Source organism: Hyalangium versicolor, from assembly GCF_020103695.1.
GTDB classification, from domain to species: Bacteria; Myxococcota; Myxococcia; order Myxococcales; family Myxococcaceae; genus Hyalangium; species Hyalangium versicolor.
In genome coordinates, this window is the sequence record NZ_JAHXBF010000014.1 from 65,059 (window position 1) to 89,062 (window position 24,004).

17 protein-coding genes and 1 pseudogene are annotated in these 24,004 nt (G+C 66.9%); 8 read left to right on the forward strand and 10 right to left on the reverse strand.

The genetic code is table 11. The annotated features are described in order from the left end of the window. Positions 1-29: 29 nt before the first annotated feature. From KY501_RS27680 to KY501_RS27690, 3 genes are all read left to right on the forward strand, one after another. Positions 30-1,478 (forward strand): DUF4331 domain-containing protein, encoded by a 1,449-nt coding sequence (locus KY501_RS27680; protein ID WP_224366466.1) that lies wholly within the window; start codon positions 30-32, stop codon positions 1,476-1,478. A gap of 84 nt (positions 1,479-1,562) precedes the next feature. After that, entirely contained in the window at positions 1,563-2,921 is a 1,359-nt protein-coding gene (locus KY501_RS27685) for a tetratricopeptide repeat protein (RefSeq protein ID WP_224366467.1), read from the forward strand. Next, the gene (locus KY501_RS27690; protein ID WP_224366468.1) at positions 2,918-4,006 is read left to right on the forward strand and encodes a HupE/UreJ family protein; all 1,089 of its coding nucleotides are present in this window, start codon (positions 2,918-2,920) and stop codon (positions 4,004-4,006) included. Before KY501_RS27685 ends, KY501_RS27690 begins: the two co-directional genes overlap by 4 nt. A gap of 1,028 nt (positions 4,007-5,034) precedes the next feature. On the opposite strand, the gene KY501_RS27695 is transcribed toward KY501_RS27690, so the two are convergent. The 3 genes from KY501_RS27695 to KY501_RS27705 all read right to left on the reverse strand — a co-directional run bounded on the left by KY501_RS27695 (position 5,035) and on the right by KY501_RS27705 (position 10,172). Continuing rightward, positions 5,035-6,438, reverse strand: a complete 1,404-nt coding sequence (locus KY501_RS27695) for a DUF1552 domain-containing protein (protein WP_224366469.1) — start codon at positions 6,436-6,438, stop codon at positions 5,035-5,037. Continuing rightward, on the reverse strand, positions 6,435-8,741 hold the full coding sequence (locus KY501_RS27700; protein WP_224366470.1) for a DUF1588 domain-containing protein: 2,307 nt from the start codon (positions 8,739-8,741) through the stop codon (positions 6,435-6,437). Before KY501_RS27700 ends, KY501_RS27695 begins: the two co-directional genes overlap by 4 nt. A gap of 69 nt (positions 8,742-8,810) precedes the next feature. Further along, positions 8,811-10,172, reverse strand: coding sequence for a serine/threonine protein kinase (locus tag KY501_RS27705; RefSeq protein ID WP_224366471.1), 1,362 nt, complete (start codon positions 10,170-10,172; stop codon positions 8,811-8,813). A gap of 476 nt (positions 10,173-10,648) precedes the next feature. Between KY501_RS27705 and KY501_RS27710 the strand changes: the two genes are divergently transcribed. The 4 genes and pseudogenes from KY501_RS27710 (at position 10,649) to KY501_RS27725 (ending at position 13,155) form a co-directional block, all read left to right on the forward strand. After that, positions 10,649-11,104, forward strand: a complete 456-nt coding sequence (locus KY501_RS27710; RefSeq protein WP_224366472.1) for an Imm26 family immunity protein — start codon at positions 10,649-10,651, stop codon at positions 11,102-11,104. A 61-nt stretch (positions 11,105-11,165) separates the two neighbouring features. Further along, positions 11,166-11,417: pseudogene (locus KY501_RS27715) on the forward strand (phage major capsid protein); the annotation flags it as partial. Between the two features lie 80 nt (positions 11,418-11,497). After that, entirely contained in the window at positions 11,498-12,403 is a 906-nt protein-coding gene (locus KY501_RS27720; protein WP_224366473.1) for a DUF6310 domain-containing protein, read from the forward strand. Continuing rightward, entirely contained in the window at positions 12,400-13,155 is a 756-nt protein-coding gene (locus tag KY501_RS27725) for a DUF5953 family protein (protein WP_224366474.1), read from the forward strand. Before KY501_RS27720 ends, KY501_RS27725 begins: the two co-directional genes overlap by 4 nt. Positions 13,156-13,377: 222 nt before the next feature. Here the strand turns inward: KY501_RS27725 and KY501_RS27730 are convergent, their stop codons facing one another. From KY501_RS27730 to KY501_RS27745, 4 genes are all read right to left on the reverse strand, one after another. Continuing rightward, positions 13,378-14,928, reverse strand: a complete 1,551-nt coding sequence (locus tag KY501_RS27730; protein ID WP_224366475.1) for a sensor histidine kinase — start codon at positions 14,926-14,928, stop codon at positions 13,378-13,380. Next, positions 14,925-15,599, reverse strand: a complete 675-nt coding sequence (locus KY501_RS27735; RefSeq protein ID WP_224366476.1) for a response regulator transcription factor — start codon at positions 15,597-15,599, stop codon at positions 14,925-14,927. Before KY501_RS27735 ends, KY501_RS27730 begins: the two co-directional genes overlap by 4 nt. A 245-nt stretch (positions 15,600-15,844) precedes the next feature. Next, on the reverse strand, positions 15,845-16,603 hold the full coding sequence (locus tag KY501_RS27740) for a hypothetical protein (protein ID WP_224366477.1): 759 nt from the start codon (positions 16,601-16,603) through the stop codon (positions 15,845-15,847). 24 nt (positions 16,604-16,627) lie between these two features. Next, complete coding sequence (locus KY501_RS27745; RefSeq protein WP_224366478.1) at positions 16,628-19,882, reverse strand: TonB-dependent receptor; 3,255 nt, start codon at positions 19,880-19,882, stop codon at positions 16,628-16,630. A gap of 194 nt (positions 19,883-20,076) precedes the next feature. Between KY501_RS27745 and ppk1 the strand changes: the two genes are divergently transcribed. Continuing rightward, complete coding sequence (gene ppk1 / locus KY501_RS27750; RefSeq protein ID WP_224366479.1) at positions 20,077-22,242, forward strand: polyphosphate kinase 1; 2,166 nt, start codon at positions 20,077-20,079, stop codon at positions 22,240-22,242. A gap of 22 nt (positions 22,243-22,264) precedes the next feature. Here the strand turns inward: ppk1 and KY501_RS27755 are convergent, their stop codons facing one another. The 3 genes from KY501_RS27755 to KY501_RS27765 are packed head-to-tail and all read right to left on the reverse strand — an operon-like array spanning position 22,265 to position 24,000. Next, positions 22,265-22,918 carry a hypothetical protein gene (locus tag KY501_RS27755; protein WP_224366480.1) on the reverse strand — a complete coding sequence of 218 codons (654 nt, stop codon included), beginning with the start codon at positions 22,916-22,918 and terminating at the stop codon, positions 22,265-22,267. A 24-nt stretch (positions 22,919-22,942) separates the two neighbouring features. After that, complete coding sequence (locus tag KY501_RS27760; RefSeq protein ID WP_224366481.1) at positions 22,943-23,335, reverse strand: DUF4150 domain-containing protein; 393 nt, start codon at positions 23,333-23,335, stop codon at positions 22,943-22,945. An 11-nt stretch (positions 23,336-23,346) separates the two neighbouring features. Further along, the gene (locus KY501_RS27765) at positions 23,347-24,000 is read right to left on the reverse strand and encodes a DUF3540 domain-containing protein (protein ID WP_224366482.1); all 654 of its coding nucleotides are present in this window, start codon (positions 23,998-24,000) and stop codon (positions 23,347-23,349) included. Positions 24,001-24,004 lie beyond the last annotated feature (4 nt).

Here is a 24,004-nt window from a genome sequence, read left to right on the forward strand (position 1 = left end):
ACCTTCTCTTTCCAAGGAACCCTACCCCTATGAAGAACCTGCGTAACGTATGCATGACCGCGGCCTTCTGCGCCCTGGGCGCAATGGCCGTTCCTCAGACTGCTCAAGCCTCGAGCCACCGCGAGGCCCCCGCCATCTCGCGGGATCCCGTGGCGGACAACACCGACCTGTGGGCGTGGGTGAAGGCCGGGACGCACGACACGCTGTACATCGTGGCGGCGTACAACCCGCTCGAGGAGCCTTCGGGCGGCCCGAACTTCCACACCTTCTCGGACGAGGTCCTCTACGAGATCCACATCGCCCGGGGCCCCACCAGCCTCCAGGACGTGGTGACGTACCAGATCCAGTTCAAGACCCAGACCCCGGCGACGGTGAGCCCGAGTGACCTCAACGCCTCTGCCGGCGGCGGCAAGGAGTTCTTCCTCCAGTTGGCGGCGGGCGCGGGCGGCGGCTTCCCGGTGCAGACGTACACGGTGACCAAGGTGGAGGCGGGCAAGACGCCCGTCGTCATCGCCCAGGACGTGAAGGTGGCTCCGCCCAACGTCGGCGCGCGCACCTTCAGCATCGTGAGCTCGAAGCAGTTCCCCACGACGGAGACCTCGTACAACGACGCGTTCGCGGCCTCGTTCGCCTCGCCCCTGGGCGCGGCCGGCTCCGAGGGTACGGTGTGGGCGGGCCCGCGCGATGACGGCTTCTACGTGGACCTGGGCGGGGTGTTCGACCTGGCCGGGCTGCGCGCGAAGGGCAACGCGCAGGATGGTGTGGCTGGCTTCAACTGCCACGCCATCGCGCTGGAGATCCCCACCACGAAGCTGACGGCCAACGGGCAGGCTCCTGGCAACACGCCGGGCGACGCCACCACGCTGGGCGTGTGGGCTTCGGCGAGCCGCCGCAAGGTGACGATCCTGCGCAACAACGGGCAGAGCGATGGCTTCGGCCCGTGGGTGCAGGTGTCTCGTCTGGGCCTGCCGCTGGTGAACGAGGCGCTCATCGGCCTGCAGGACAAGGACAAGTACAACCGGACCCACCCGTCGAAGGACCTGGACAACTTCGGCGCGTACTTCCTGAACCCCATCCTCGTGCGTGACGCGGAGTTCGCTGGCTTCTACGCCAACGGCGGGCCGCTGCAGGGCATCACTCCGCCCAAGTCGGGCCGCATGGACATCGTCGAGGCCATCAACATCAAGAACTTCCCCGCGGCGGGTGCGCACGGCATCCAGACCATCGGGGACGTGCTGCGTGTGGACATGGCCATGGATCCAGGCTTCCCGAACGGGCGTCCCATCCCGGGCGGCGGCGCTCCCAACAAGGAGCAGGCGGACGTCACAGACGTGCTGCTGAGCCTGATCCTCACCAAGCAGCTCTCGGGCGTGTCCGACGGCGTGGATTACAACGACAGGAACTACCTGACGACCACTCCGTGGCTCGCCCTGCCGTGGTCCGGCGACAAGGAAGGCCACGGCCGGACGACGCCGTAGCCCCCTGAAGTGTCTGGCGGCCTCTCGCGAGCTCTTCGTGAGGGGCCGCCGTGTTGCACAAGCTCCTGACTCGAAGAGGCCATCGTGTCCCGTTTGAAGCTCGGTTCCGTCATCATGGTGCTGCTTGCCGCGCTCACTGGCTGCAAGGAGAAGCAGGAGTCCGCTGCGCCCACGGCCCAGGCTGCTCCGGCCACGAAAGAGGCGCGGGATGACAACCGCCTGCTGGCCCTCGCGTCCCCCGGTGGGCAGACAGCGGTGGATCAGCAGATCCGGCAGCTTCAGGAGCAGGTGCTCCGGAGCCCGGAGAAGGTGGAGATGTGGCTCGCGCTGGGCCAGGAGTGGATCCGCAAGGCCCGCGGCACGGGCGATCCGGGCTACTACCTCAACGCGGGCGCCTGCGCCGAGGTAGCGCTCAAGCTGTCCCCGGATCAGCAGCTGGCGCTGAGCCTCAAGGGCATGGTGCTGCTGAATGCCCACCGCTTCGCGGATGCACGGACCTTCGCGGAGACGGCGCTGAAGCAGGACGCGGATGATGCGCTGGCGCTGGGAGTGCTGAGCGATGCCAACCTGGAGCTCGGTGACTTCGAGGGAGCGGCCGCCGCGGCGCAGCGGATGATGGACCTCAAGCCGAACCTCCCCGCGTATGGGCGCGCGGCCCACCTGAGGTGGTTGCAGGGCGATGCGGCGGCGGCGAAGCAGTTCTACCGGATGGCCATCGATGCGGGAGGGGACTCGCGCGACGCAGAGCCGCTGGCGTGGATGATCGTCCAGACGGCGATGCTCTTCTGGCACGAAGGTGACGTCGAAGGCGCGGAGGCGGGCTTCGACACCGCGCTCGGCAAGCTCGAGGGCTACCCACCGGCGCTCATGGGCAAGGCAAGAGTGGCGCTCGCGCGGGGGGAGGCTCGTCGAGCCGTGGAACTGTTGGAGAGGGCTCAGGCCCAGAGCCCTCTGGCGGAGACGGCCTGGCTGCTCGGTGATGCGCGGGAGGCCGCGGGCGATGTCCAGGGGGCGCAGGCCGCCTATGCGGAAGTGACACGACTGGGAAAGCAGGGCGATCACCTCACGCTGGCACTGTTCCTGGCCACGAAGGACCGCGAGCCCGGGGAGGCGCTCCGGCTGGCCCAGGCAGAGCATGGGGCTCGACCCAACGTCTACGTAGAGGACGCCTACTCCTGGGCGCTCTACCGCGCCGGCAAGCTCACGGAGGCTCGGTCCGCGAGCGACCGCGCTCGGGCGCTCGGGACAAAGGATCCACGGCTACAGTTCCACGCGGGTGCCATCCGGCTGGCGCAGGGAGAGACCGCCGAGGGCCTGGCGCTCCTGAAGCAGGCTCTGTCGCTCAACCCGGAGTTCGACGTCAGCGGCGCCAACGAGGCTCGGAAGCTGCTTGCGGCTCCGCCTTCTCGGCACGCGGCGGTCACGGAGGCTCGAAAGGAATGAGGCGCTCGGACATGCATTGGAATGGGACACTCGTGGTGCTCGGAGTGCTGGTGGCGGGGCTCTCGCCGATGCGGGCCTCCGCCCATCAGGTCGGCATCTCGCGCGGGGAGTACCGTCTGGAGGACAAGTCGCTCCAGGCCGAACTTGTCTTCGCCCGCCAGGAGCTGGTGGGCCTCGTGCCCGCAGTGGATGGAGATAAGGACGGCACCCTCGCGGCGGCTGAACTGGAGGCAGGGCGGGAGGCGATCCAGGCCGCAATACGCTCGGGCGTCTCCGTGCACGCGGACGACACGCCGTGCACGGGAGAACTGCTGGGAACGCGGCTCGTCGAGGAAGATGGCGTGGCGCTGGAGACGCGCTTCACCTGTGAGCAAACGGCGTCGCGCGCGTCAGTGGAGTTGGCGCTGCTCCAGGAACTGCCCCATGGGCATCGACACCTCGCGCACGTGGCCTCGGGCAACGGCAGCGGGGATGCGGTGCTGCTGCGGGGCGCGAGCACGCTGGATGTCGGTGCCAGCGCGGCGGAGCGAGGCTCCGTGGTGGGAGCGCTGCTGTGGATGGGGATCGTCCACATCCTGAGCGGCCTGGATCACCTCGTCTTCCTCTTTGGGCTCATCCTGGTGGGCGGGCGCCTGCGAGGGCTGCTCGCGACGATCACGGCCTTCACGGTGGCGCACTCGATCACCATCGCGTTGGCGGTGCTCGGGGTATGGGCGCCGAGCCCCTCGTTCGTCGAGCCCGCCATCGCGCTGTCCGTGGCCTACGTTGGCTGCGAGAACTTCTTCGTGAAGAACGCGAACCGTCGCTGGCTCATCACCTTCCCCTTCGGCCTGGTGCACGGGTTCGGCTTCGCGGGGGCGCTCGGCGAGCTGGCGGTGCCCAAGGCACAGCTCATCCCCGCGCTGGTGTCCTTCAACCTGGGAGTGGAGGCGGGACAGCTCGCGGTGCTGGCAGTGGTGCTCCCGATCCTGTTCTGGGCGCGCCAGCGTCCGTGGTTCGTCACCTATGGAGTCCGCGCCCTGAGCGCGGTCGTCGTGCTGCTGGGCGCGGGCTGGTTCACGCTCCGGGTGACGGGCCTGGGCTAAGAGGCTCGAGCCAGACTACGGCGCGTCACAACGCGGACCGCAGGTGCCAGCTCGCCCACCGTCGGGCTTGATGCATCCGCCCAGACACTCTCCATCGAACTCGCAGGCCGCGCCGGCGGGCTTGGAGGGGGTGCAGACGCCCTGGATGCAGCGCGCTCTTTCCTCGCAGCTCCCGTTGACGCACGGCTGTCCCAGGCTGGCCAGCTCTCCCTCGGCGCACTTCCCCGCGGCGCAGTGGAGACCTCGAGCGCACTGCGCCTCGGTGGTGCAGGCTCCGCCGATTGCGACAGGGTCGGCGCAAAGTCGCCTGCCACAGTACCCCTGACACTCAGGGTGCGCTTCATCCAGCGTGTCCTGCCGTGTGTAGGTCGCGAGCGGATCCACGGCGAGGGAGCAAAGCTCACCGGCTGCACCCGGGGGGCTACATACTCCCGTGTCAGTCGGGCCCACGCCGCGACAGTACAGGCCCTCGGAACACTCGAGCGACGAGCGGCACCTGGCTCCCGTGGCGAGGGTGCCATGGATGAGACCCAAGCAGGTATCGGGGATGGGCGGCGTCTGAGGTCCGACCCACTCACAGCCTTGATGCGCTTGCTCCATGGCCTGGACACAGGCATCCACGGCGGGGGCCTCCAGCTTCACGGCTCCGGAGGCGAGGGCGGCACTGAGCATCCGGACACACTCGCCTGTGAGGAGCAGCCCGGGCGTGCCGTTGCAGCACGCGGCGCGACGTCGAGCGGGAATCTCTTGGATGGCGGCACAGAGGCGCTGTGCGAGGGGTGAGGGCTCGCCGGCCTTCACAGGGTACACGGGACGGACGTCTTCATCGGTGCTCGACTTCTGGGCCGAGGAGCTGACCGGGCTCGCATCTGGAGTTCCTCCGCTCTGCCCACACTTGCACCCGCTCCACAGCGAGAGCGCGAGCACCGCAGCCAGATAGAGCCCTTGTCTCGAAGTCCGAGCCATTCCGAGTCCTCTCCTGTGCGCTTTCTATAGCACCGCGAGCTCCGAAACCCGCTCGTAGCACGCTAGCCGTACAGCTCGCTGAGCGGGCCCTGCGCGATTCGGGTCGGGCCCTCGTTGCCGAAGGTGTTGAAGTCCGCGTCGCCCGCGGCGTGTCCGAGGGTATTGAACAGGTTCGACACCTGCCGGTTATTGGCCTGCCCCATCTCCGGGTAGATCACCGTCCGCCCATCGGTGAGCAGGCCGAGCGCGTTGCCGCCGAGCACCAACGTCGGCCACTCGGCGGCGGTCGAGTGGTGCTGCTCGCCGTTGTCGGACATGAAGACGATCGCGGTGTGATCGAGCATCGACCCGGAGGCGCCCACCTCCGGGGTGGCGGCGAGGGTGCGCGCGAGCTTCGCGATCAGCTCGACATGCTTGCGGGTCACCGCCGCAATCGCGGTCCAGTTCGCGGGGGTATCGATGCCGTGCTGAAGGTCGTGCCGGCCGATCGTCGGAATGATGCTCTCGTAGTGCACGTCGAAGCCAGAGCTGCCCGACGCGAGCACCACGGTGTTGGTGAGGCCGCCAAGGAGGCAGGTGGTGGCGATCTGGAACTGCGCCTCCAGCCACATCAGCGAGTCTGGGGGCGAGCCGGCGTTCTTGATCAGAGGGTTGTCGGCAGGCGCGGGCGGCAGCAGCGGCTGCACCGACGCCGCCATTGACGCGAGCTGCGTCTCTCGCGCGCGGAGCCCTTCCAGCGACGCGAGGTAGCGCTCGAGCTTGGTCCGCTCGTTCGAGTTGCCCTTGAACGTCGCGAGGGTCGCCTGCACGTCGGCGCGGGCGAAGTCGAACAGCGCGCTGCGCTCGGCGCCGGCGCTGGCGCCCTTGGCGATCGAACCGAAAATCGAATCGTAGGCGAGCGCCGGGTTGACCAGGATGGGCGCCGGGCGCTTCGGGCCGAAGCTGCAGGTCTCGTAGACGATGGGGGTGGCCGCGGAGCTGGTGCCGAGCCGGATCGCCTCGTACGGCGCGGTCCGCTTGAGCTTTGGGGCCAGCACCGCGTCGATCGTCGCCGCCGCGCCGTTCACCGCGCAGCTCAGCGCGCCGGTGCCAGAGGAGTGGCCGCCGCCGGTGATGTTGCTCGACAAGCCGAGCAGCACCGCGGCGCGGTTCTCGAGCGAGATCTTCGACGAGGAGGCCTTCAACGGATCGAGGCAGAGCGCCGAGCCGACCGCGTCGCCGGTCAGCGTGCGCGCGGTGGCCGGGTACACGCGCGAGAACATGATGTCGCTGCCAATCTGCGCGCTGCCGAGCGAGGAGCGCGCCTTGGCGCTGAGGAACGCGACCGGGTAGATGCCGTTGCACTCGAGCACGATCACCAGCCGCCGGGGCGGACCCACCGGGTCCGCGGCCTCACTCAGCAGAGGACCGAACAGCGCCATTCCGGCCGCCGTCTTCAGAATCGTTCGTCGGTTGAACATGGTCATTCTCCCTCTCCGGGAATGCGGCGGCTGGTCCAGGTGTCGCTCTTGATCAGCGCGCCCACCATCTTGCGGAACGAGCCTTCACTCGAGTCGTAGGCCTGCTCCATCTTCGCGAGCGTGCACGCATCGGTGAGGTTCTCGTCGCGGCCCATGTAGTAGCGGAACGCCTGGCGGATGAAGCAGCGCTTCACCCACGGCGACTGAGCGAGCTTCTCCGAGAACTCGACGGCGTCGCGCACCGGGCCGTTCAGAGCCGGGTCGGGGAGACCGCTGAGCGTTGACGAGCCGTTCGGGGGGCCGAGCGAGCCGTCCGCGGCGTGATCGTGCACGCGCAGGTAGCCGGCGTGGTTGTAGGTCTCGAACGGGTACCCAAGCGGGTTCATCAGCGAGTGGCAGCCCTGGCACTCGGCCTTGCCGGTCGCGTCGTCGAGCCGGGCGCGCGCGCTCTTGTTCGGGGCATGCGGTCCGACCTTCGCCATCACCCGCACCGAGCTCAGCGGCGGGATGTAGCCGCAGAGCAGGTTCTCGCGGACCCACTTGCCGCGGTGGACGATCGACGGATCGTCCTCGAAGTTTCCGCCGTGCGAGCCGAGCCACGCCGGGTGGGTGAGCACGCCGGCGCGCTCGGTGGTGGGCATCGTCACCCAGCGATCCGTGTCGACCGACTGGGTCACGTTGTAGATCTGTCCGGTGTACTTGGTCGCGCCCGGAGCCGCCGTCGGCTGGGTCGTCGAAGCGAGGTAGTACCGGCGCGTGGTGAGGAGGTTCTTCAGCACGTCCTTGTCCTCGACCACCACCCGCGAGACGAGGTCCTCCATCTGTTGCACCAGCGTCGGCTCGTCGCCGTAGTAGCCGTCCATCAGGTTGGAATAGGAGGAGAGCTGCGAGCGGTAGCCGCTCGGGTCGCCGTCGTCGAACGCGGAGAGCGCCTCGGGGCGCTCCTTGAAGATCTCGGGAATCTTCGAGTAGCCGAGCCACTCGCGGAAGAACCCGGTCGCGCCGTCACCAAGCCAGTACTGCCCGCGCGCCGCGCGCTCGTTCTTGTTGTAGTCCTGAATCAGATCGAACCGGGTTGGATCAGTTCCGCCCACGTTCTGGAGGAAGAGGGCTTCAGCCGTCGCCGGGTTGCGGAGGGTGCCATTGGCGGCGGCGGCCGCGATGTCCGCGAGGTGGCCGTCGAGGGGCGCGGAGAAATCGGGGTAGACCCAGGTCGGCGTTGCTCCGGGGGCGCGGTTTCCGACCGCGTACGCGAGCTGCTGACCGAGCTCCCAGTCGGTGAGCTGGGTGCGGCCGGTGGCGGTCGGAGCGCCGCCCTCGGTGCGGAACAGCGCGCCGGCGGTCATCCACGCCGCGTTGGAGATCCGGGTGATCGAGTGGGTACGGATATCGGTTCCGCCGGACGCGGGCGGCTCGGCGGCGAGGATCGTAGCCGCGAATTGCTGCAGCCGGTTCAGCTCCCCTTCGCTCGGCTCGCGGAAGAGCACTCCGTGGAGCAGGAACTCGTGCAGGTAGTGCTGAACGCACGCGGCGGTGGGGCGATCGTCGTCCCACATGCAGCGGAGCGTTGTGTCGAGCCGCAGGCGCTCGAGCCGATTGTCGCCGGTGTATGGCCCCGCCCACGGAGGGCCTGCCTCGTTGAGCACCGGGAGGAACAGCTCGATCGTCGCCTCGTCGAGCGTCTCGTCGGTGGCGTAGGTGCTGTAGGCCTCGCCCGCGCCCGGGTCGAACGGGTTGTCGAAGAAGGTGAAGCCGGTCCAGCCGCGGGTGACCGCGCCGCCCACGTTGCGTGTCCACTGCCAGCGGTTCATGCGGCGGATGCGCGTCGGCGCGTCGGAGACGGCGTCCTTACAGGTGAACAGCTCGTTCTGCGGGAGCAGGTTCGGCGGGCTGTGAGGCTCCTCGCCTCCTTCGGCGCAGGCGGGCATGCCCGAATCGATCCAGGAGGAGAGCACCGCGATCTCGGCCGCGGTTGCCGGGGCCCCGCCCGCGGGAGGCATCGGGTTGTCGGTGCTCTTCATCCGCTCAACGCAGCGCTGGGCGACCGACTGCGACGGCTCTTTCTGAGACTGGAGGCGAAGGAAGTCCAGCGATGCGAGTGACATCGGCGCGCCGTTGATCGGGCTCGCCGCGTGGCAGCTCACGCAGCGCTCCTGAACCAGCGCCTGGACCTTGCAGCCATCGCCGTCGCCGGTGCCGCCGTCGCTGGTACCGCCATCGCTGGTGCCGCCATCGCTGGTGCCGCCGTCGCCGGGGCTTTTCCCGCTGCAACCCACGCACACCGCCAACGTCACAGAGAACACCGCCACGACTGCAATCCGCAGATGGCTCATGAACAATGAGGATACGCAGATTTGCACGGAAATCGCGAGCGGCGATCAGCGCGGCTCCTCCGAGGTGGGCGAGCGAAGCACGGGGCCCACTGCCGCATAACACTTACCCTGGTAGTCATAGAGCGTGTCGCCGCATGGGGCGCGCTCGCCTTCGATGGGGCCGAGCCAACACCCGCCGTTGATTTCCTTTTCCCCCCGGCGACACGGGGGAGTTCGCTGACCGGGCAGCGGCTCGTTGGGCATCGCCCGCCCATAGGCCATGAATGGAGACAGGATCGCATGACCAGTCTCTGCGCTGGCCAGGGCCTCCTCCCCGATTCCGGCATCAGGAGTCTCGGCTGATGGCTTGCCGCGCATCATGAGCAAAGCGCCCCAGTCTCGAGCCCGGAGCGCCTGCGTCCCTAGTAGCACCAGGGCCACGAGGGCCCAGCTCACCGCCACAGCCAGACCCCCTACGAGAAGGGGGCTCCGTCGCGGAGGGCCCGGCCGAGAAGCCTTTTCGGTGTCGGCCGCAGCCGGCGTGGGGAGGATGAGAGCCGCAGCTTCGACCGCACAAGCCGCATGCCTCAACGCGATGAACAGCGAGGCTGCGGGCGGTCGGCGAAGGGGCTCCTCGTGGAGACAGGCCAAGAGCAGTTCGTCGAGCCCAGCCGAGATGGTGGCCAACTCCCGAGGAGGAAAGAGACGCCGGGGCGGCCCCGAGGCTTCTTCCACAGGGGGTGGGTAGGTTCCAGTACACAGCCGGTAGGCTGTCACCCCCAGCGCGTAGACGTCATCCGTCCCCTTCGGCTCGTAACGCTCCCCGCTGAGCCGGTGCGCCCAACTCCAGCGCAGCGACTCCGGAGAGCGGTAGGCCGCGGTGCCCGGCCCGAGAGGCCCGTCCGTGAGCTCCACCGCTCCCAGGTGGATGCCGCACCCCCAGTCCAGCAATACGGCCCGGCCCTCGGAGGTGACGAGCACGTTGTCCCCCTTGACGTCGCGGTGAACAGCCCCAGCGGCGTGAGCGCACGCCAAGGCGCTGGAGAGCTGCTCGAGGACATGGATGACCTGGCGAGAAGTGCGGCGAGTGCTCCGGGCCCATTCGTAGAGCGGCTTCCCCTCCACCCACTCCATGACAAGGTAGGGGTACTGCCCGCCCCTGGGCGAGTCCCACCACCCACGGTCCTCGAAGCGCGGCACGGAGGGGTTCTGCAGGGACTGGAGCAGTGCCACCTCGCGCGTGAAGCGTGCGTCTTCGGCCTGAAGCGCCAGCTTCAGCGCGAAGGAGCCCGCCTCGGGGTGCCCGGCCCGCTCCACACGGAACACCACGCCGAACGAGCCACGGTCCCACCTCTGCCGCACCACCCAGGGACCGATGGTGACGCCGGGCTCGACATCGGCGTGCGGCATGGTGTGCGTGTCCATCATTCACCTCCCTGCAGGTTAGCGAACATGGACCCTACCCTGCGAGTAGGTGTGGCGCCAGCGGGGCTTGGCCCAGCGACTCATGGCTCACCCGCTGGTAGGAGGCCGGCGGCCGTCAGTCCCTCCGCCACCCTCTCTCCCGTCAGAGCGGCGCTCCCCGACCGCGGAGCCTGCGCCATGCTTGCGATCGAGCTGAGCGACTCGGGCTTCCGGAGCGGTTGCCAGGGGCAACCGCCACCCTCAAGGCGGACTCGGACAACGATGCCACCGGTATGATGACCCAACGTATTGGCGAATTCGTGGAAGAGAGCAGCAATTGATAGACTTCCATGGAGGCGCCCGGTCCGACACGGGCAAACCTTATCGAACCGAGAACATCGTGCGCGCCGTGGCAAAAAGACAACCCGCGAGGCAGACAGTTTCACAACACTGCTACGACTCGCTGGGGTCAGACTCATCCTTACACAGGATATTAGGGCATGCGGCCAACACATAAACCAGGCTCATTCTTGAGAATCCCCCTCGCGGATGGCTCCTTCGGCTATGGAAGGGTTCTCGAATTACCATTTGACGCCTTCTATGACTACAGAACCACCAGCCCAGACTCGGACCTGGACAGGATCGCATCAAAACCCATTCTTTTCAGGATTGTTATCAGCCACCCGCACTCGAAGTCATGGAAGTTCATGGGGTGGAGAGCGATTGAAGAACGTCTGACTCAACCCATTGTCCAATTCAGAATGGAAGTGGGTCCACTCCGCCGCTGCTGGATTTTCGACAGCCTCGGCAATTCGAGAGAGGCACGCCCCCAAGAATGCACTGGGCTTGAGCCAGTGGCTGTTTGGGAGTCTCACGGTGTGGAGAAACGCCTGCTCGATGCTTTCATGGGGCGACCCAACGACAGTTTGGTGCGCATGTGGAAGGAGTTGGAGTAGGAGGCCCGAGAGAAGCCCGGAGATGGACACGTGCCAGCACTGTGGTCCCGAGGAGAAAGCGGGCGAGTTGCACATGGGCATGCAGACGGGGACTTCTGTCTTCAAGTGGGTCGGCGAGGGGGAGACCGTCCCGAGGAGCGCTCCCGAGTACGGGAAGATCGTGCTCAAGGCGTACAAGGGCATGGTGCTGACGGACATCAGCAACGACCTGCTGCGCACGCCGAGGGTCGGCGACGCGGGCGTCAGGGAGGACATCCGCGCCACCGTGGCCGATGGTCTCGACGACGCCGGGTTCAGGGGTTGGGAATCGGGGCACGTCGGAGCGTCCTCTGTCACACTCCAGGAGGGCGCGCCTTGACCTACGGCCCCCTGCTTGATTGAAGGGACGCCGCCATGCCTCCCCGAACTTGTAGCGCCCCCCTGCTCCTGCTCCTGCTCTCAGCCTGCGCGACGATGGATCCAAGCCCGGGAGAGGTAGAGGCCCCGAGCCCGAGACTCGCCCATCTTCAGCGTGCGGCACTGTACCCCTGGACAGATGATGGGCAGTGCGTGGTGCGAGAAGCCTCCAACGAATGGCCCATCCTTGCGGAGCGGTGCTTTCACGCGCTCGATCGCGACAGGGTCAGATTTCGGGATGTCACCAAACGATGCGCCGTTGCCTACGCGGATGCCGCCGCTCCCGCAGTCGTGGCCCTCTGTATCTTTGCCGCACCCGAGATCGTCGTCGGTGCAGTGGTTGTTGTTGGCGCGGTGGTGGTAGCAGCCGCCATCCAAGAGGGGATTAATGCTTATCAACGGCACGCATCCCGCGAGCGAGCGAAGCTCAGGACGCAACCGACACCCGCTGAGGAGCCCCTAGCGAATCAAACACCTAAGCCAAAGGGGTCGCCCACTGGAGACATCTTCCCAGTACCAGACTCCAACCCGCGCCGCCCGGAGTGCGAGGCCATCCCGGTGCCGCGCGCATCCAAAGATGATCCGCATAACGAGTGCGCCGACAAGTTTCCGCCCAACCGTTATCCCGGCATGGACGTGAGCGTGGGAGGAATACGCTTCGATGCGCTGCAAGTCGGTGTGCGCGTGCTGTGGGAGATCAAGACCCATCAATTCGATAAATATAATTCCTTCGTCCAGAGGATGGAGATCGACAAGGAACTCAAGCAAATTCAAAGGGAGCGAGCCATCGCAACAGCATGTGGATATGACTTCGTCATCGGGGTGAGCACCCAAGCGCACAAAGACGCTCTGCTCGCCAAGGCTCCACTCCTCAATATCGTCGTCACGGGATGCCCACGATGACTCAGCAAAGAACCCTCACCCTTATCACCTACGCGCCTGCACTCATGGGCAAAGACGGCCGCACGGTCGACGTCATCCATGGGATCGAAAAGGCGCTCCCCGGCTTGAGGCTGAAATGGCGGCTCTCAGGCAGCGGGCGCCCCATCGCATTGCCACAGCGCGACGCATGGCTCGTAGAAAGCATTGAGGACGGGGGATTCCCTATTGTGTGCAACGGGGACAAGAGTTACCCCGTGATGGTTTCTGGAATGGAAAATTCGGGACTCTTCACCGCGGGCGGTCAGCCCCAGTTTGAAGTCCATGCAGAAATGCCACTGGACGAGCCTGTGATCGCGGCATCGGCGGCTGTGCTTGAAGCCGTGGCAGAGGGCGCACGCGCGTTCTGGGGGTGTGCAACGCCATACGCCGCTAAGGTGGACATCGCGTATCAGACAGCGCCCACGCTGCAAGGGCCGCCGTCTCCACGCAGGGGGCTGCCTGCCCTGAAACTCTTCCAGCACATTCGCTCGCCTGAGATTCCCTATTACCTTGGGTGGCTGAACTACTGGTCTGCCGCTGCCACAAAGACCATCGGGTTCCCGGACCCGGCCCGCGACGCCGAGCTGCTTACGCGAGCGCGTCGCACGCCGTCGGGCGGATGGGTCGTGCAGCTCACCGATGCGCCGCTCGACCTCGACAACCCCGCCCACCTGGACGCGCTTAAACGGGCCTACGAGCGGTTCCCGGCAATTGGTGGGCGCGACTCACCGTGACCGATCGGCTCGGGCCGCGCTGCGCGGGTGCTGGCGACGGTAGGGTGCAAATCTAGTGGAGTGTCCGCGAAGTGGGCTGGAACAGGACGGGACGAAACGGGACGCGGCAGGCTATCGACTCCAAGTCATTCCGGGCGATTGCGAGGTAAGGGCGCGATTCTGCTCAAGGTTTCGCACCGCCCGGCGCGGGTTCGAATCCCGCCGCCTCCACTTCCGGGAAGATCAACCGATCGCCGGTGATTCCATCAGTACGTCGCCCGCCAAGCCAACCTCAAGCCCACCGTACTCCGAAGGCTCCAGCGTCAGCGTCCAACCGTGCACCTGCGCCACGTTGTGCGTGATGTGCAGCCCTAGCCCCTGCCCCTGTGGAGCACGTGTCCGCGCCGCATTGCCTCGGAAACTGCGCTCCAGCAACCGCGAGCGCTCCTCCTCGGGAATGCCCGGCCCGTCATCGATGACTCGCAGGTGGAATCGTCCCTGGCGCGTGGTCTCCAGCACCACTGCGACGTGGCCGCCCTCACGCCCGTACCGGATGCCGTTGAAGACAATATTGCTCACCGCCTGTTCGATCAGCGTCACGTCTCCAAGCACCCACGTGGGCATGCCGGGAACGCCACTCTCCAGTGAGATCTGCTGCTGGCGCGCGATGGGCTGGTGCCGCCCCACGACACGCCCGACCAACGCGTTGAGATCCACCGCAACTCGCTGAGTCGCCGGAGTCCCCGCCTCGAGCCGCGCCGCAGCGGACAGGTTGTGCACCAGCGAAGCCATGTAGTGCGCCTCGCTCATTGCCGAGGCCACCAACCCCGGCTCCAGCGGCTCTCCCCTTCCCGCGCGCTGCTCCATCGCCGACAGGTGCCCCTGCAACACCGTGAGCGGCGTCATCACGTCATGCGTCGTGTTGGCAAGAAAGTCGCGCAGGGCCTGCTCACGAGCCTCCTGCTGCGCCATCTGGTTCTGGATCTCCGTCCGCGCCTCCTGGAAGGCGCGCGCCAGTTCTCCGATCTCGTCGCTGCCCTGCACGGAGATGGGTTGCTGGTAATGGCTGCTCGCGGACGTCCTCACTTCCTCCGTGAGCCGGCGGATGCGTCCCACCACGGGCCCCAGCACCACCACCACCGTCGCCAGGACGATGAGCGTGGGAAAGCCCCAGAGATCCAATGGGGGGAGAAACCCGAACGGCGGCCCCGAGGGCTCCTGTCGTCGCGCCAGAATGTATGCACAAGGCCCGCTGTCCCAGGGCATCCGCACCAGCACCTCGTGGAAGCGCTGGCCCTCCCCTCGCCACTGCCGGGAGACCCTTCCCTCTCCCAAGCGAGCCTCCGCCCTCAACTGCTCGTCCAACACCGGAGCCTGGGGATTCCGCGAGACGAGCTGACTGTCATAGGGAAAGAGCTGCACGGAGCCCGGCCCTCTCCCCAGCGACTTCCGATCCCGATCCGGCGGAGGCCCGGGCGGCGGTCCCCGATCCTCATCCCCAGGAGGAGGCCCAGGCGGCCCGAACAGTTCGAAACGCTCTTTGGGCGGGGGCTCCCCGCGTCCCCCTTTGGAAGACGGTCCTCCCTGCAGGCGAAGCCCTCCCTTCAGCATCCAGGACTCGGGAGCGGCCTCGCAGCGCTCCCGCTCGCCCGCCTGCATCTGCGCGAGCGTGGCTGCCTCGAGTACCTCTTCCTGAGAGCGGCTGCGCAATGATTGCTGCAGAAACCCCAGCACCGCGATCAGCGGCACCGTCACCGCCGCCGCCGTGAGCGCCAGGCGCAGCCGAAGCTTCACGAGCCATCTCCGGGAACCAGCCGGTACCCCACCCCCCAGACCGTCTCCACGCAGTGCACCGACCCCAACTTGCGCCGCAGCCGCGACACGTGGACATCCAGCGTGCGCTCGGTGCCCTCCCGCTCCGGATCCAGCACGTGCTCCACCAGCCACTGTCGCGTCACCGCCTCACGAGGCCTCCGGGCCAGCGCCGCCAGCAGCTCGAACTCCACCCGCGTCAGCTCGACGGGACGGCCCTGCACCCGCACCTCCCGAGCGTTGAAGTCGAGCCGCAACGGCCCCACCTCCACGACCGCCTCCTCCTTCTGCAACGTGGGCCGGCGCAGGCGCGCGCGCACCCGCTCGACGAACTCCTCCGGCCAGAAGGGCTTCGTCATGTAGTCATCCGCGCCGAGCTTCAACGAGCGCACCTTGTCCAGCGTGTCATTGCGCGCGCTGAGGATGAGGACGGGCACCTCCGAGAAGACCCGGATCGCCTTGAGCATGTCCAGGCCGTACGTGCCCGGCAGCATCAGATCGAGCACCACGAGGCTCACCTCGGGCAGCTCCCCCGGCATGAGGCTCTTCCCCTCCTTCCACCAGATCGGATCGAAGCCCGCGCCTCGCAGGTGCTCCACGATCTGCGACCCGAGCTGCGGATCGTCCTCCACCAACAGGATTCGCTCCCCCATGCCGTGCACCTCCTTCCACACACAGGCCGCCATGGCACCGCGGGGATGGACGGAACCGTAACCGCATCACCGTAAGAGGTTCTTAAGATCCCTCCCCTACGTTGAGCATGGGACGCCGATGGGCCGGCAGCGTTCCCGGAAGGACAGGTCCCTCTTTAAGAGGGCGTTGACCGCTGCCCCCCACGCGGTCAGCGGCGCGGCCGGACGGGGTGGGGTCGCCACGTCCGGCCGCGGTTTTTTCCGCCTCAGGGCTTCCTGTCCGACGGCACCTCACCCGTCAGCACGCAGATGAGCGCGACGGGATCGCACTTCACCGGGAAGAGCGGGTTGATGCCCGAGCCGCGCAGCCGACCCACGCTGTAGTCCGGGTACGGATCGCACTTCGCCTCGTCGGGCTTGCCGGAGGTGGCGCAGCTCACCACGGGCCAGATGCCCTTCACGCTGTACTCGGCGGTACAGCCGTTCTCCGAGTAGCGCAGGTCCGCGACGAACTGCGTCCCGGGGATCTCCGGCGTGTTGTAGATGCGCAGGTTCGACCACTCGTAGGAGAAGCTCTGCGCGGGCTGCTCCCCGCTCGCTGGCACCTCCAGCCGCGCGGCAGCCAGCTGCGGCACGTCACAGAAGTTGTCCGCGCCCGGGTTCTCCGAAGCCAGCGCCCCCACTGCGTAGGGCTTGCCCGCCGATGCGGGATCGATCTGCGCATCGAAATCCTCGAGCAGATCCCCCATCCGTTTCGTACGGATGGCGACGGTGTCCGGCGCGGAGGGATCCTGGCTGAAGTACTTCTGCAGCCCCACCGGCTCCGCCTGGAGCTGGGTGCACGGCCGGTCGGGTTGAGGTGCCCCGTCCTTCAACGCATAGGTGGCGGCGAACGAGCCGAGGGATCCATCCGAGACGGCTCGCGCCACGGAGCACTGGCGCTCCGGATCCGAGGTATTGCACGCGCCCAACACGGCGGCCATGGCCACCGCGCCCACGCTCAGTCCCTTGAGTTCACGCTTCATGGCAGGTGTTCTCCGAGCAGCAGGCTAGAAGCTGAACTTCGCGCCGAGGCGAACGGACCGCGGTGACTGATAGGCGGTCGGCCGCTTGAAGTTGGGGTTGACCTCTTCCGGGCTGATGGGCTTGCCCGTGGCCGTGGAGATGACCTTGCAGTCCCCGCCCGACGAGCGGCATGCCTCCACGTCCTTGATCGTCTCGCCATTCTCGAGCGCGTACACACGGGTGAAGGTGAAGCTCTGGTCCACCTCCGTGTACTGCTGGAAGTTGAAGAGGTTGAAGACATCCAGCGAGAGGGTCACCACGTTGTCCTTCGTGAGCCGCTGGTTGAACCCCACGTGCCCATCGAAGTTGTGGACCCATGGCAGCCGGCCAGCGCTGCCACGCGGGAGGATGAACGTCTCCGCGCCGCTGCGCCGCGGGTGCGCGCCCAGCACGTTGATCACCGTGCCGGAGCGGCCGCGGTAGCTGGCGCCCACGTTGATGCTCATGCTGTTGGAGAGGATGAACTCGCGCGCCCCAAAAGCCTTCAGGTTGTGCGTACGATCGCCGGGCAGCAAGCCGTACCGGTTGAACGTGAGCGAGAGCAGGTCGAAGTCTCGCGTCAGGTTGGGAGACAGCTGGCCCGTATCCGCGCGGAACAGGCCCGAGTAGTTGCCCACCAACCTGGACCACGTGTAGCTGACCTGGGTCAGCCACTGGTTCGAGAAGTTCTTCTGGTAGTAGAGCGTCACCCCGTCGTACTTGCGGACGGCCTCCGGGAAGTCCGACGAGTACCCCTTGCCCGGGTTGCCGATGAAGAAGGTGCTCCCGTCATCCCGGCTCATGTCCTCGATGACATCGTTGAGCTGGCGCCGCGTATAGGTGAGGCCCAACCGCCCGAGGAACAGCTCGTACTCGCCACCGACCACGATCTCGTCCATGGACTGGGGCTTGATGTCCGGATCGACGGGCACGCGATCGCCGCCCTCCACGTTCCAGAACTGGTTGGGGCTCTCGGGATTGCCGATGGCCTGGCGGTACTCGTCGCTGGCGCACGCCGTCCTCAGGGAGATCGGGTCCGCCGGGTTGCACGCGGGTGCGTCATACGTGGCCGACATGAGCTGCTGCTGCGGGAACGAGAGGTCCGCCATGTCCAGCGTCATGTTCTCGTAGAAGCGAGCATAGTTGGCGAAGAGCTTGGAGCGGCCCTGCTGCGTGGGATCGTAGATGACGCCCAGGCGCGGGGACCACTGGTTGGGCAGGTACAGGCCCACCTTCCCATCCAGGCCCCAGACGGTCTGCGCGTCGTAGCGGACACCCACGTTGACGGTGAACTTGTCGTTCACCGACCAGCTGTCCTGGAGGAAGCCTCCCACGGTCAGCGACTTGGAGGTGCCCTCCTTCGTCTCGAGGAACACCGGCTGATCCGGCGCGTCCAGGTAGCCGTACTGGGTGGTGGTGAACCAGCACGTGCCGTTGGTGCACTCCGTCCAGGGCGCCAGGCCCGTACGCGCGCGGTTGTTGTAGTAGCTCAGCCGCTCCAGATCGAAGCCAGCCTTGACGATGTGGTGGCCGCGCGCCTCGAAGAGGTACGTGCCCAGCAGCTTGCCCTGGATGCGATCCAGCTTCTGGATGCTGATCGTGTTGGGGCCACCGATCGAGTACGCGCTCACCGGGCAGCGCGTCGCGCGGCGATCCGGCAGAGTGTCGGTGGGGAACAGTTCCTCGGGCGACTCACAGACCGAGGGATCCGGCAGATCCTCGAACTCGGTGATGCTGTGGTAGTCCCGCCCCACCGGACCAACTCTCGTGGCAGGGCTGCGCGTCCGCCGGTAGTTGATGCGCGGCTCTGCCGACAGCCCCTCTCCCGTGTTCAACCCCGAGCCATCCGACGGCAGGATCGTGTCCCGCTGGTGGTGCCAGCCGACCGTCGCGTCCAGCAGCAGCCTCTTGTTGAAAAACGAGGAGGACTGCTTCGCCACCAGATCCAGCGCGTCATTGTCTCGCTGCGTGGCGATGGACTCGTAGGAGCCCTGCACATAGCCCGTGCAGGACAGACCCACGCACACCTCGGGATCCCCATCATCGCTGAACGAATACTTGCCCTGGCCTCCAGACGAACGTGGCACGCCAAAGGCCGAGATCGACAGGTTGTGGTCCGGGTTGAAGTTGTATTGCAGCTTGGCCATGTACTGCACGCTCCGCTCGTCCGCGAAGCGGTTGACCTGGGTGCCCTCGATGGGCGTCGCAACCACATACTTCGTCGAGGGATCCACCCGCGCGGCGCCCGCGTCGCTGCAGCCGTTCGCCGGATCCTTCGCCGTGCAGATGTCCAGCGTGTTGAGCTGCCGCTCCACGCGGATGCGGTTGAACGACGGCGCCACGCCCACGTAGAACCAGAGCTTGTCCTTGATGATGGGACCGCCCAGATCGAAGCCAAAGTCTCCCAGGTTCCACGGATTGCCCTGGGCGCTGATGACCGAGCCGGCCTGGAGCACCTCGGTGCCCGCCGTCTGCAGGACTCCCGGCGCCACGTTCGCGAAGACTGAGCCGTGAAACTCGTTGGAACCGGTCTTGGTGACGACACTGAGGATGCCACCGGTCGAGCGGCCGTACTCGGGCATGTAGCCGCTCGTGATGACGTTGACCTCCTTGACGAACTCCACGGACAGCGGCGTCCCCACCGTGCCCACGCTGGGATCGCTCACGGACAGGCCATCGACGACATACTGGCTCTCGGGCGAGCTGCTGCCGTTGACACTCACGCCATAGCGGTCCGAGCTGGCGCCAGGAGCCAACTCAGCCAGGGACTCGAAGGAGCGCGACGCCGAGCCCTTGGTGCCCGGACGGATGACGGCCACGTTGCGCAGGAACTCGGAGTCCACGGTCACACCCGAGGCGCTCGAGCCGATGTCCACGGTAGGAGGCGCCGCCGTGATCTCCATCGTCTCCGTGAAGTTGTCGGGGAGCAGCTCCACGTTGACGCGGATGGTGGTGTCCACGCGCACGGAGATCGCGCCACGCTCATAGGGCTTGTAGCCATCCCCATCCACGCGAATGGTGTAGCTGCCCGGCGGAAGTTGCGGGATGCGGTATGAACCGGTCTTGTCCGTGAGGACCACCTGCTCACCTTGGAGCGCCGGCGAGGTCACCGTGACGACGACGTCCGGGATCGGCTGCTTCGTGGCCGCATCGATGACAGTGCCCGTGAGGACTGAAGTGCCCTGGGCGAGCGTCTCGAAGCCCCACAACAGGGCAAAGAGACACAGTCCCCGAGCGAGGAGATGTGCGCGGTTCGGCAAGAAGACCCCTCCAGAATGAGCAGGGCGCACTTTGTCTCAAAGTGGACGGAAGCCCAAATCCCATCTGGGAGGTCGGGTGGGAAAACGGCCACCTGGATGCACTGCGCCACCGTTTCCAGAAAGAGACTCACCGCCCGTGAAAGGCTGCTGCTACACCCCGCCCCCACCTGAACACCCATCCGAGGAGCCCGGGTATGGCCAAGCGAGCCTCCCCCAGCCGAGGCAGCCAGAAGACCGTCGAGCGGGATGTCATCCCCGAGGGGGTGGACGTGCCGGACCGGGAGCTGTTCTTCAACCGGGAGCTGTCCTGGCTGGCCTTCAACGATAGGGTGCTGCAGCTGGCCGAGGACGGCTCGGTGCCACTGATGGAGCGTCTGAAGTTCTGCGCCATCTACGCGCGCAACCTGGATGAGTTCTTCATGATCCGCGTGGCGCGGCTGCACGAGCAGCACCACGCGGGTGTCTCGAGGCTGGTGCCGGACGGGGCCACGCCGGGGGAGACGCTGGACAAGCTGCACGACGGCATCCGCGAGCAGGGGCGGCGGCACAGTGACTGCCTCGAGAAGGTGCTGCGGCCCGCGCTGGCCGAAAAGGGCCTGCGAATCCTCCCCATGAAGGAGCTGAATGCGGAGGCTCGGGCGCAGATGGATCAGCGCTTCCGCGAGCAGATCTTCCCGGTGTTGACGCCGCTGGCCATCGGGCTGGGGCGGCACTTCCCATACATCTCCAACCTCTCGGTGAGCCTGGCGGTGCTGCTGCGGGATCCCGTCGCCGAGGTGGAGCACGTAGCGCGGGTGAAGGTACCCAAGGAGCTGCTGCCCCGCTTCGTACCGATCAAGAGCAGTGCGGGGGCGGCGTTCGTGCCGCTCGAGGACATCATCGCCTGTCACTTGAGCGCGCTGTTCCCGGGCATGGAGGTGCTGGACTACGGGCTGTTCCGGGTGACTCGGGATGCGGACTTCACGGTGTCCGAGGACGCCGAGGATTTGCTGGTGGCCGTGCAGGACGAACTCCGCCAACGCCGCTTCGGAGACGTGATCCGCCTGGAGGTGCAGGCGGGAATGAACGCGAAGCTGAGCGATCCGCTCATTGAGGCGCTGGGGCTGGAGCCGCGGCAGGTCTACGAGGAGCAGGGCCTGCTGGCGCTGGCGGATCTGCACTCGGTGGTGGCAACCCCGGGCTTCTCGGAGCTTCGGGATGCCTCGTGGACACCTGTCACCCAACCCCGCCTGCGCCCCGACCCGAACGCGGAAGGCGGAACGACGGTGATGGCGGCGATGCGCCGAGGCGATCTGCTGGTCCACCACCCGTACGAGTCCTTCGCCACGTCGGTGGAGCGCTTCGTGACGGAGGCCGTGGAGGATCCGGATGTGCTGGCCATCAAGCAGACGGTGTACCGCACTTCGGACAGCTCACCGCTCGTGCCCGCGCTGATCCGCGCCACGGAGAAGGGCAAGCAGGCGGTGTGCATGGTGGAGCTCAAGGCCCGCTTCGACGAGCGCACCAACATCCAGTGGGCGATAGCGCTGGAGGAGGCGGGGGTGCACGTCGTCTACGGCATCCCCGGCCTGAAGACGCACGCCAAGGCGATCCTGATCGTCCGCCGGGAGGGAGAGAAGATCCGCCACTACGTGCACATCGGCACGGGGAACTACAACCCGAAGACGGCGCGGCTCTACACGGACCTGGGGCTGTTCACGACGGATCCGGAGATCGGCGCGGACGTGGCGGACCTGTTCAACTACCTGACGGGGTTCGCCCGGCCCCAGACCTTCCGCAAGCTGCTGGTGGCGCCGGTCAACATGCGCGAGGGATTGCTCGCGGAGATCCGCCGCACGGTGGCCGCGCACTCGAAGGACAAGCCCGCGCGCATCCAGATGAAGATGAACGCGCTCGTGGACCCGATGATGATCCGGGCGCTGTACGACGCCTCGCGCGCAGGGGTGAAGGTCGAACTCAACGTGCGAGGCATCTGCTGCCTGCGGCCAGGAGTGCCCGGGGTCTCGGAGAACATCCGCGTGGTGTCCATCCTGGACCGCTTCCTGGAGCACGCTCGCATCTACCTCTTCGAACGGGCCGGCGAGGTGCGCTGTTACATCGGCTCGGCGGATCTGATGCCTCGCAACCTGGACCATCGCGTGGAGGCGCTGGCTCCCGTGGACGATGCGCAACTCCTGGCACAGGTGCGTGATGTGCTCGATCGGTGCTTCGCGGACAACACCCATGCGTGGGAGCTGGAGGCGGCTGGCGCCTGGCGTCGGCGCAAGCTCCAGGATGGCGACAAACGCTGGGTCCAGGGCGAGCTGATGGAGCGGGCAACACGGCAGGCTCAGGCCTCTACGGGCCGCCCCGTCTCCTGATGCACGAACGCCCCTCCCCCGCTCAGGGCTCCGCCAGGGCGTCCACGTACTCCTTGGCCTCTTCGAGACTCGCGCCCGTGAGCTTCCGGTAGAGCGTCAGGGCCTCCGCCTTCTTGCCCTCGGCGACGAGGGACTCCACCTGCTCGAGATCCGCCTCGGTCCCAACGCCCGGGAGCGGCTTCTTGGCGAGCCATGCCCGATGGCTTCGGGTCGAGCCCATGAGCTCGACCAGACGCCGGGCCTCTGCCTCCGGCGCTCCGGCTCGCGCCACCAGGAGCTTCACCGCTTGCTCCCGGTCTGCCTTCGAGATCAGCGTCTTCACCTCGGAGGCGAGCTCCGCGGTGAGAGCCTCGCCAAACGATAGGCCCCCTTGCTGCGCGGCCTGGACCGCTTTGACGTAGGCCTGCGCGTCCCCGAGCGATACCCGTGAGGTGTCACGCAGCAACTTCACCGCCACCAGCGGCTTGCCTTCCTGGACGAGCTGGCGCGCCTGCTGCAGCACGGATCGGCCAACGTCCATCGAGGCGCCCCCCTGCCCCATCGGGCTCCGGGATTGCCCCTGTGCATTGCGGGGAATGAACGAGAACATCAGGATGACGAGGACGATCACCCCCGTCACCGCGATACATCCCCACGGCCCCCGGAAAGAGGCCTGCACCAGCTCCAGGACGTTCATGCGCGCCTCTCCTCGCCGCTCCCGTCACGGGGAGAGGACGAGCACCTTCGTCTGGCTCGGGACCAGCCGAACTCCCGGGGCGTTGGTGCCGTTCTGCAGCGACATGCTCGTCAGCCGCGTGGCGGGCATGCCTCCCACCAGCACGGTGAAGCTGGCCGTCAGGTGGCGGGACGGCCCCATCACCATGCCCGAAGCCACTCCCATCGCGACGCCGGCGTTGTCACCGTTCGTCAGCGGAACCACCGTGCTCATGTTGTGCGCGGGCGTGCACATGAACAGCACGTTGTACGCCGCCGGCACGCCCATGGGCCCCATGGCGATATTCGGGTACGGAATGGGTGTCGGTGCCGGCATGGGCGTCAGGCACACGTCCGGAAAAGCCATATCCATGCCCATCATCTGCGTATTCGCGAACATGCGGTTCCTCCTCAGCCCAGGTGGATCTGCTCACCGTCGACCTTGACCAGGTCCTTCGCCGTGACGAGCGTGTTGCTCCCCCGGAGGGTGGCGTTCTGCTCGGCCACGTAGTCGATCCGCGCGGCCCGCACCTGATCGTGCTCCTCCACGAAGCGGTACGAGCGCTTCATGCGCTGCAGCAGCCGGTCGAACGCCGAGTCACAGCTCTCGGCCAGCACCTTGATCCGGTCGAACTCGGCGCGCACGAACGAGCCCAGCAGGTTCAACTGGCGCGTCACCACGCTGCCCTCGTCCGCGTTCACCCGGACCGCTCCGGCCGTCACGGAGACATCCTGGGCGGAGACGAGATCCACGCCCTCCTGGGCCGCGACGACGAAGCGCCCCTGCGTCAGCCGGATCTCCAGATCACCTTCGGTGACCAGGCGCGCGGGCGCGTCCGCCTCGCGCTCCAGCACCGCGAGCACCCAGCACGTGCCATCGGGCAGCCCGCTCACCAGCACCACGTCCCCCAGCATGGGCTCCACCAGGCAGCTGAAGGCCCGGCGGGCCAGGTAGGTGCCGGAATCGGCCCGCACCGACAGCGAGGCTCCCGCCTCCACCGCCACCACGGTGCCCGACTCCTGGAATGCCGCCATCTGCTCACGCGCTCTGGCCAGCTGTCTCATCTGT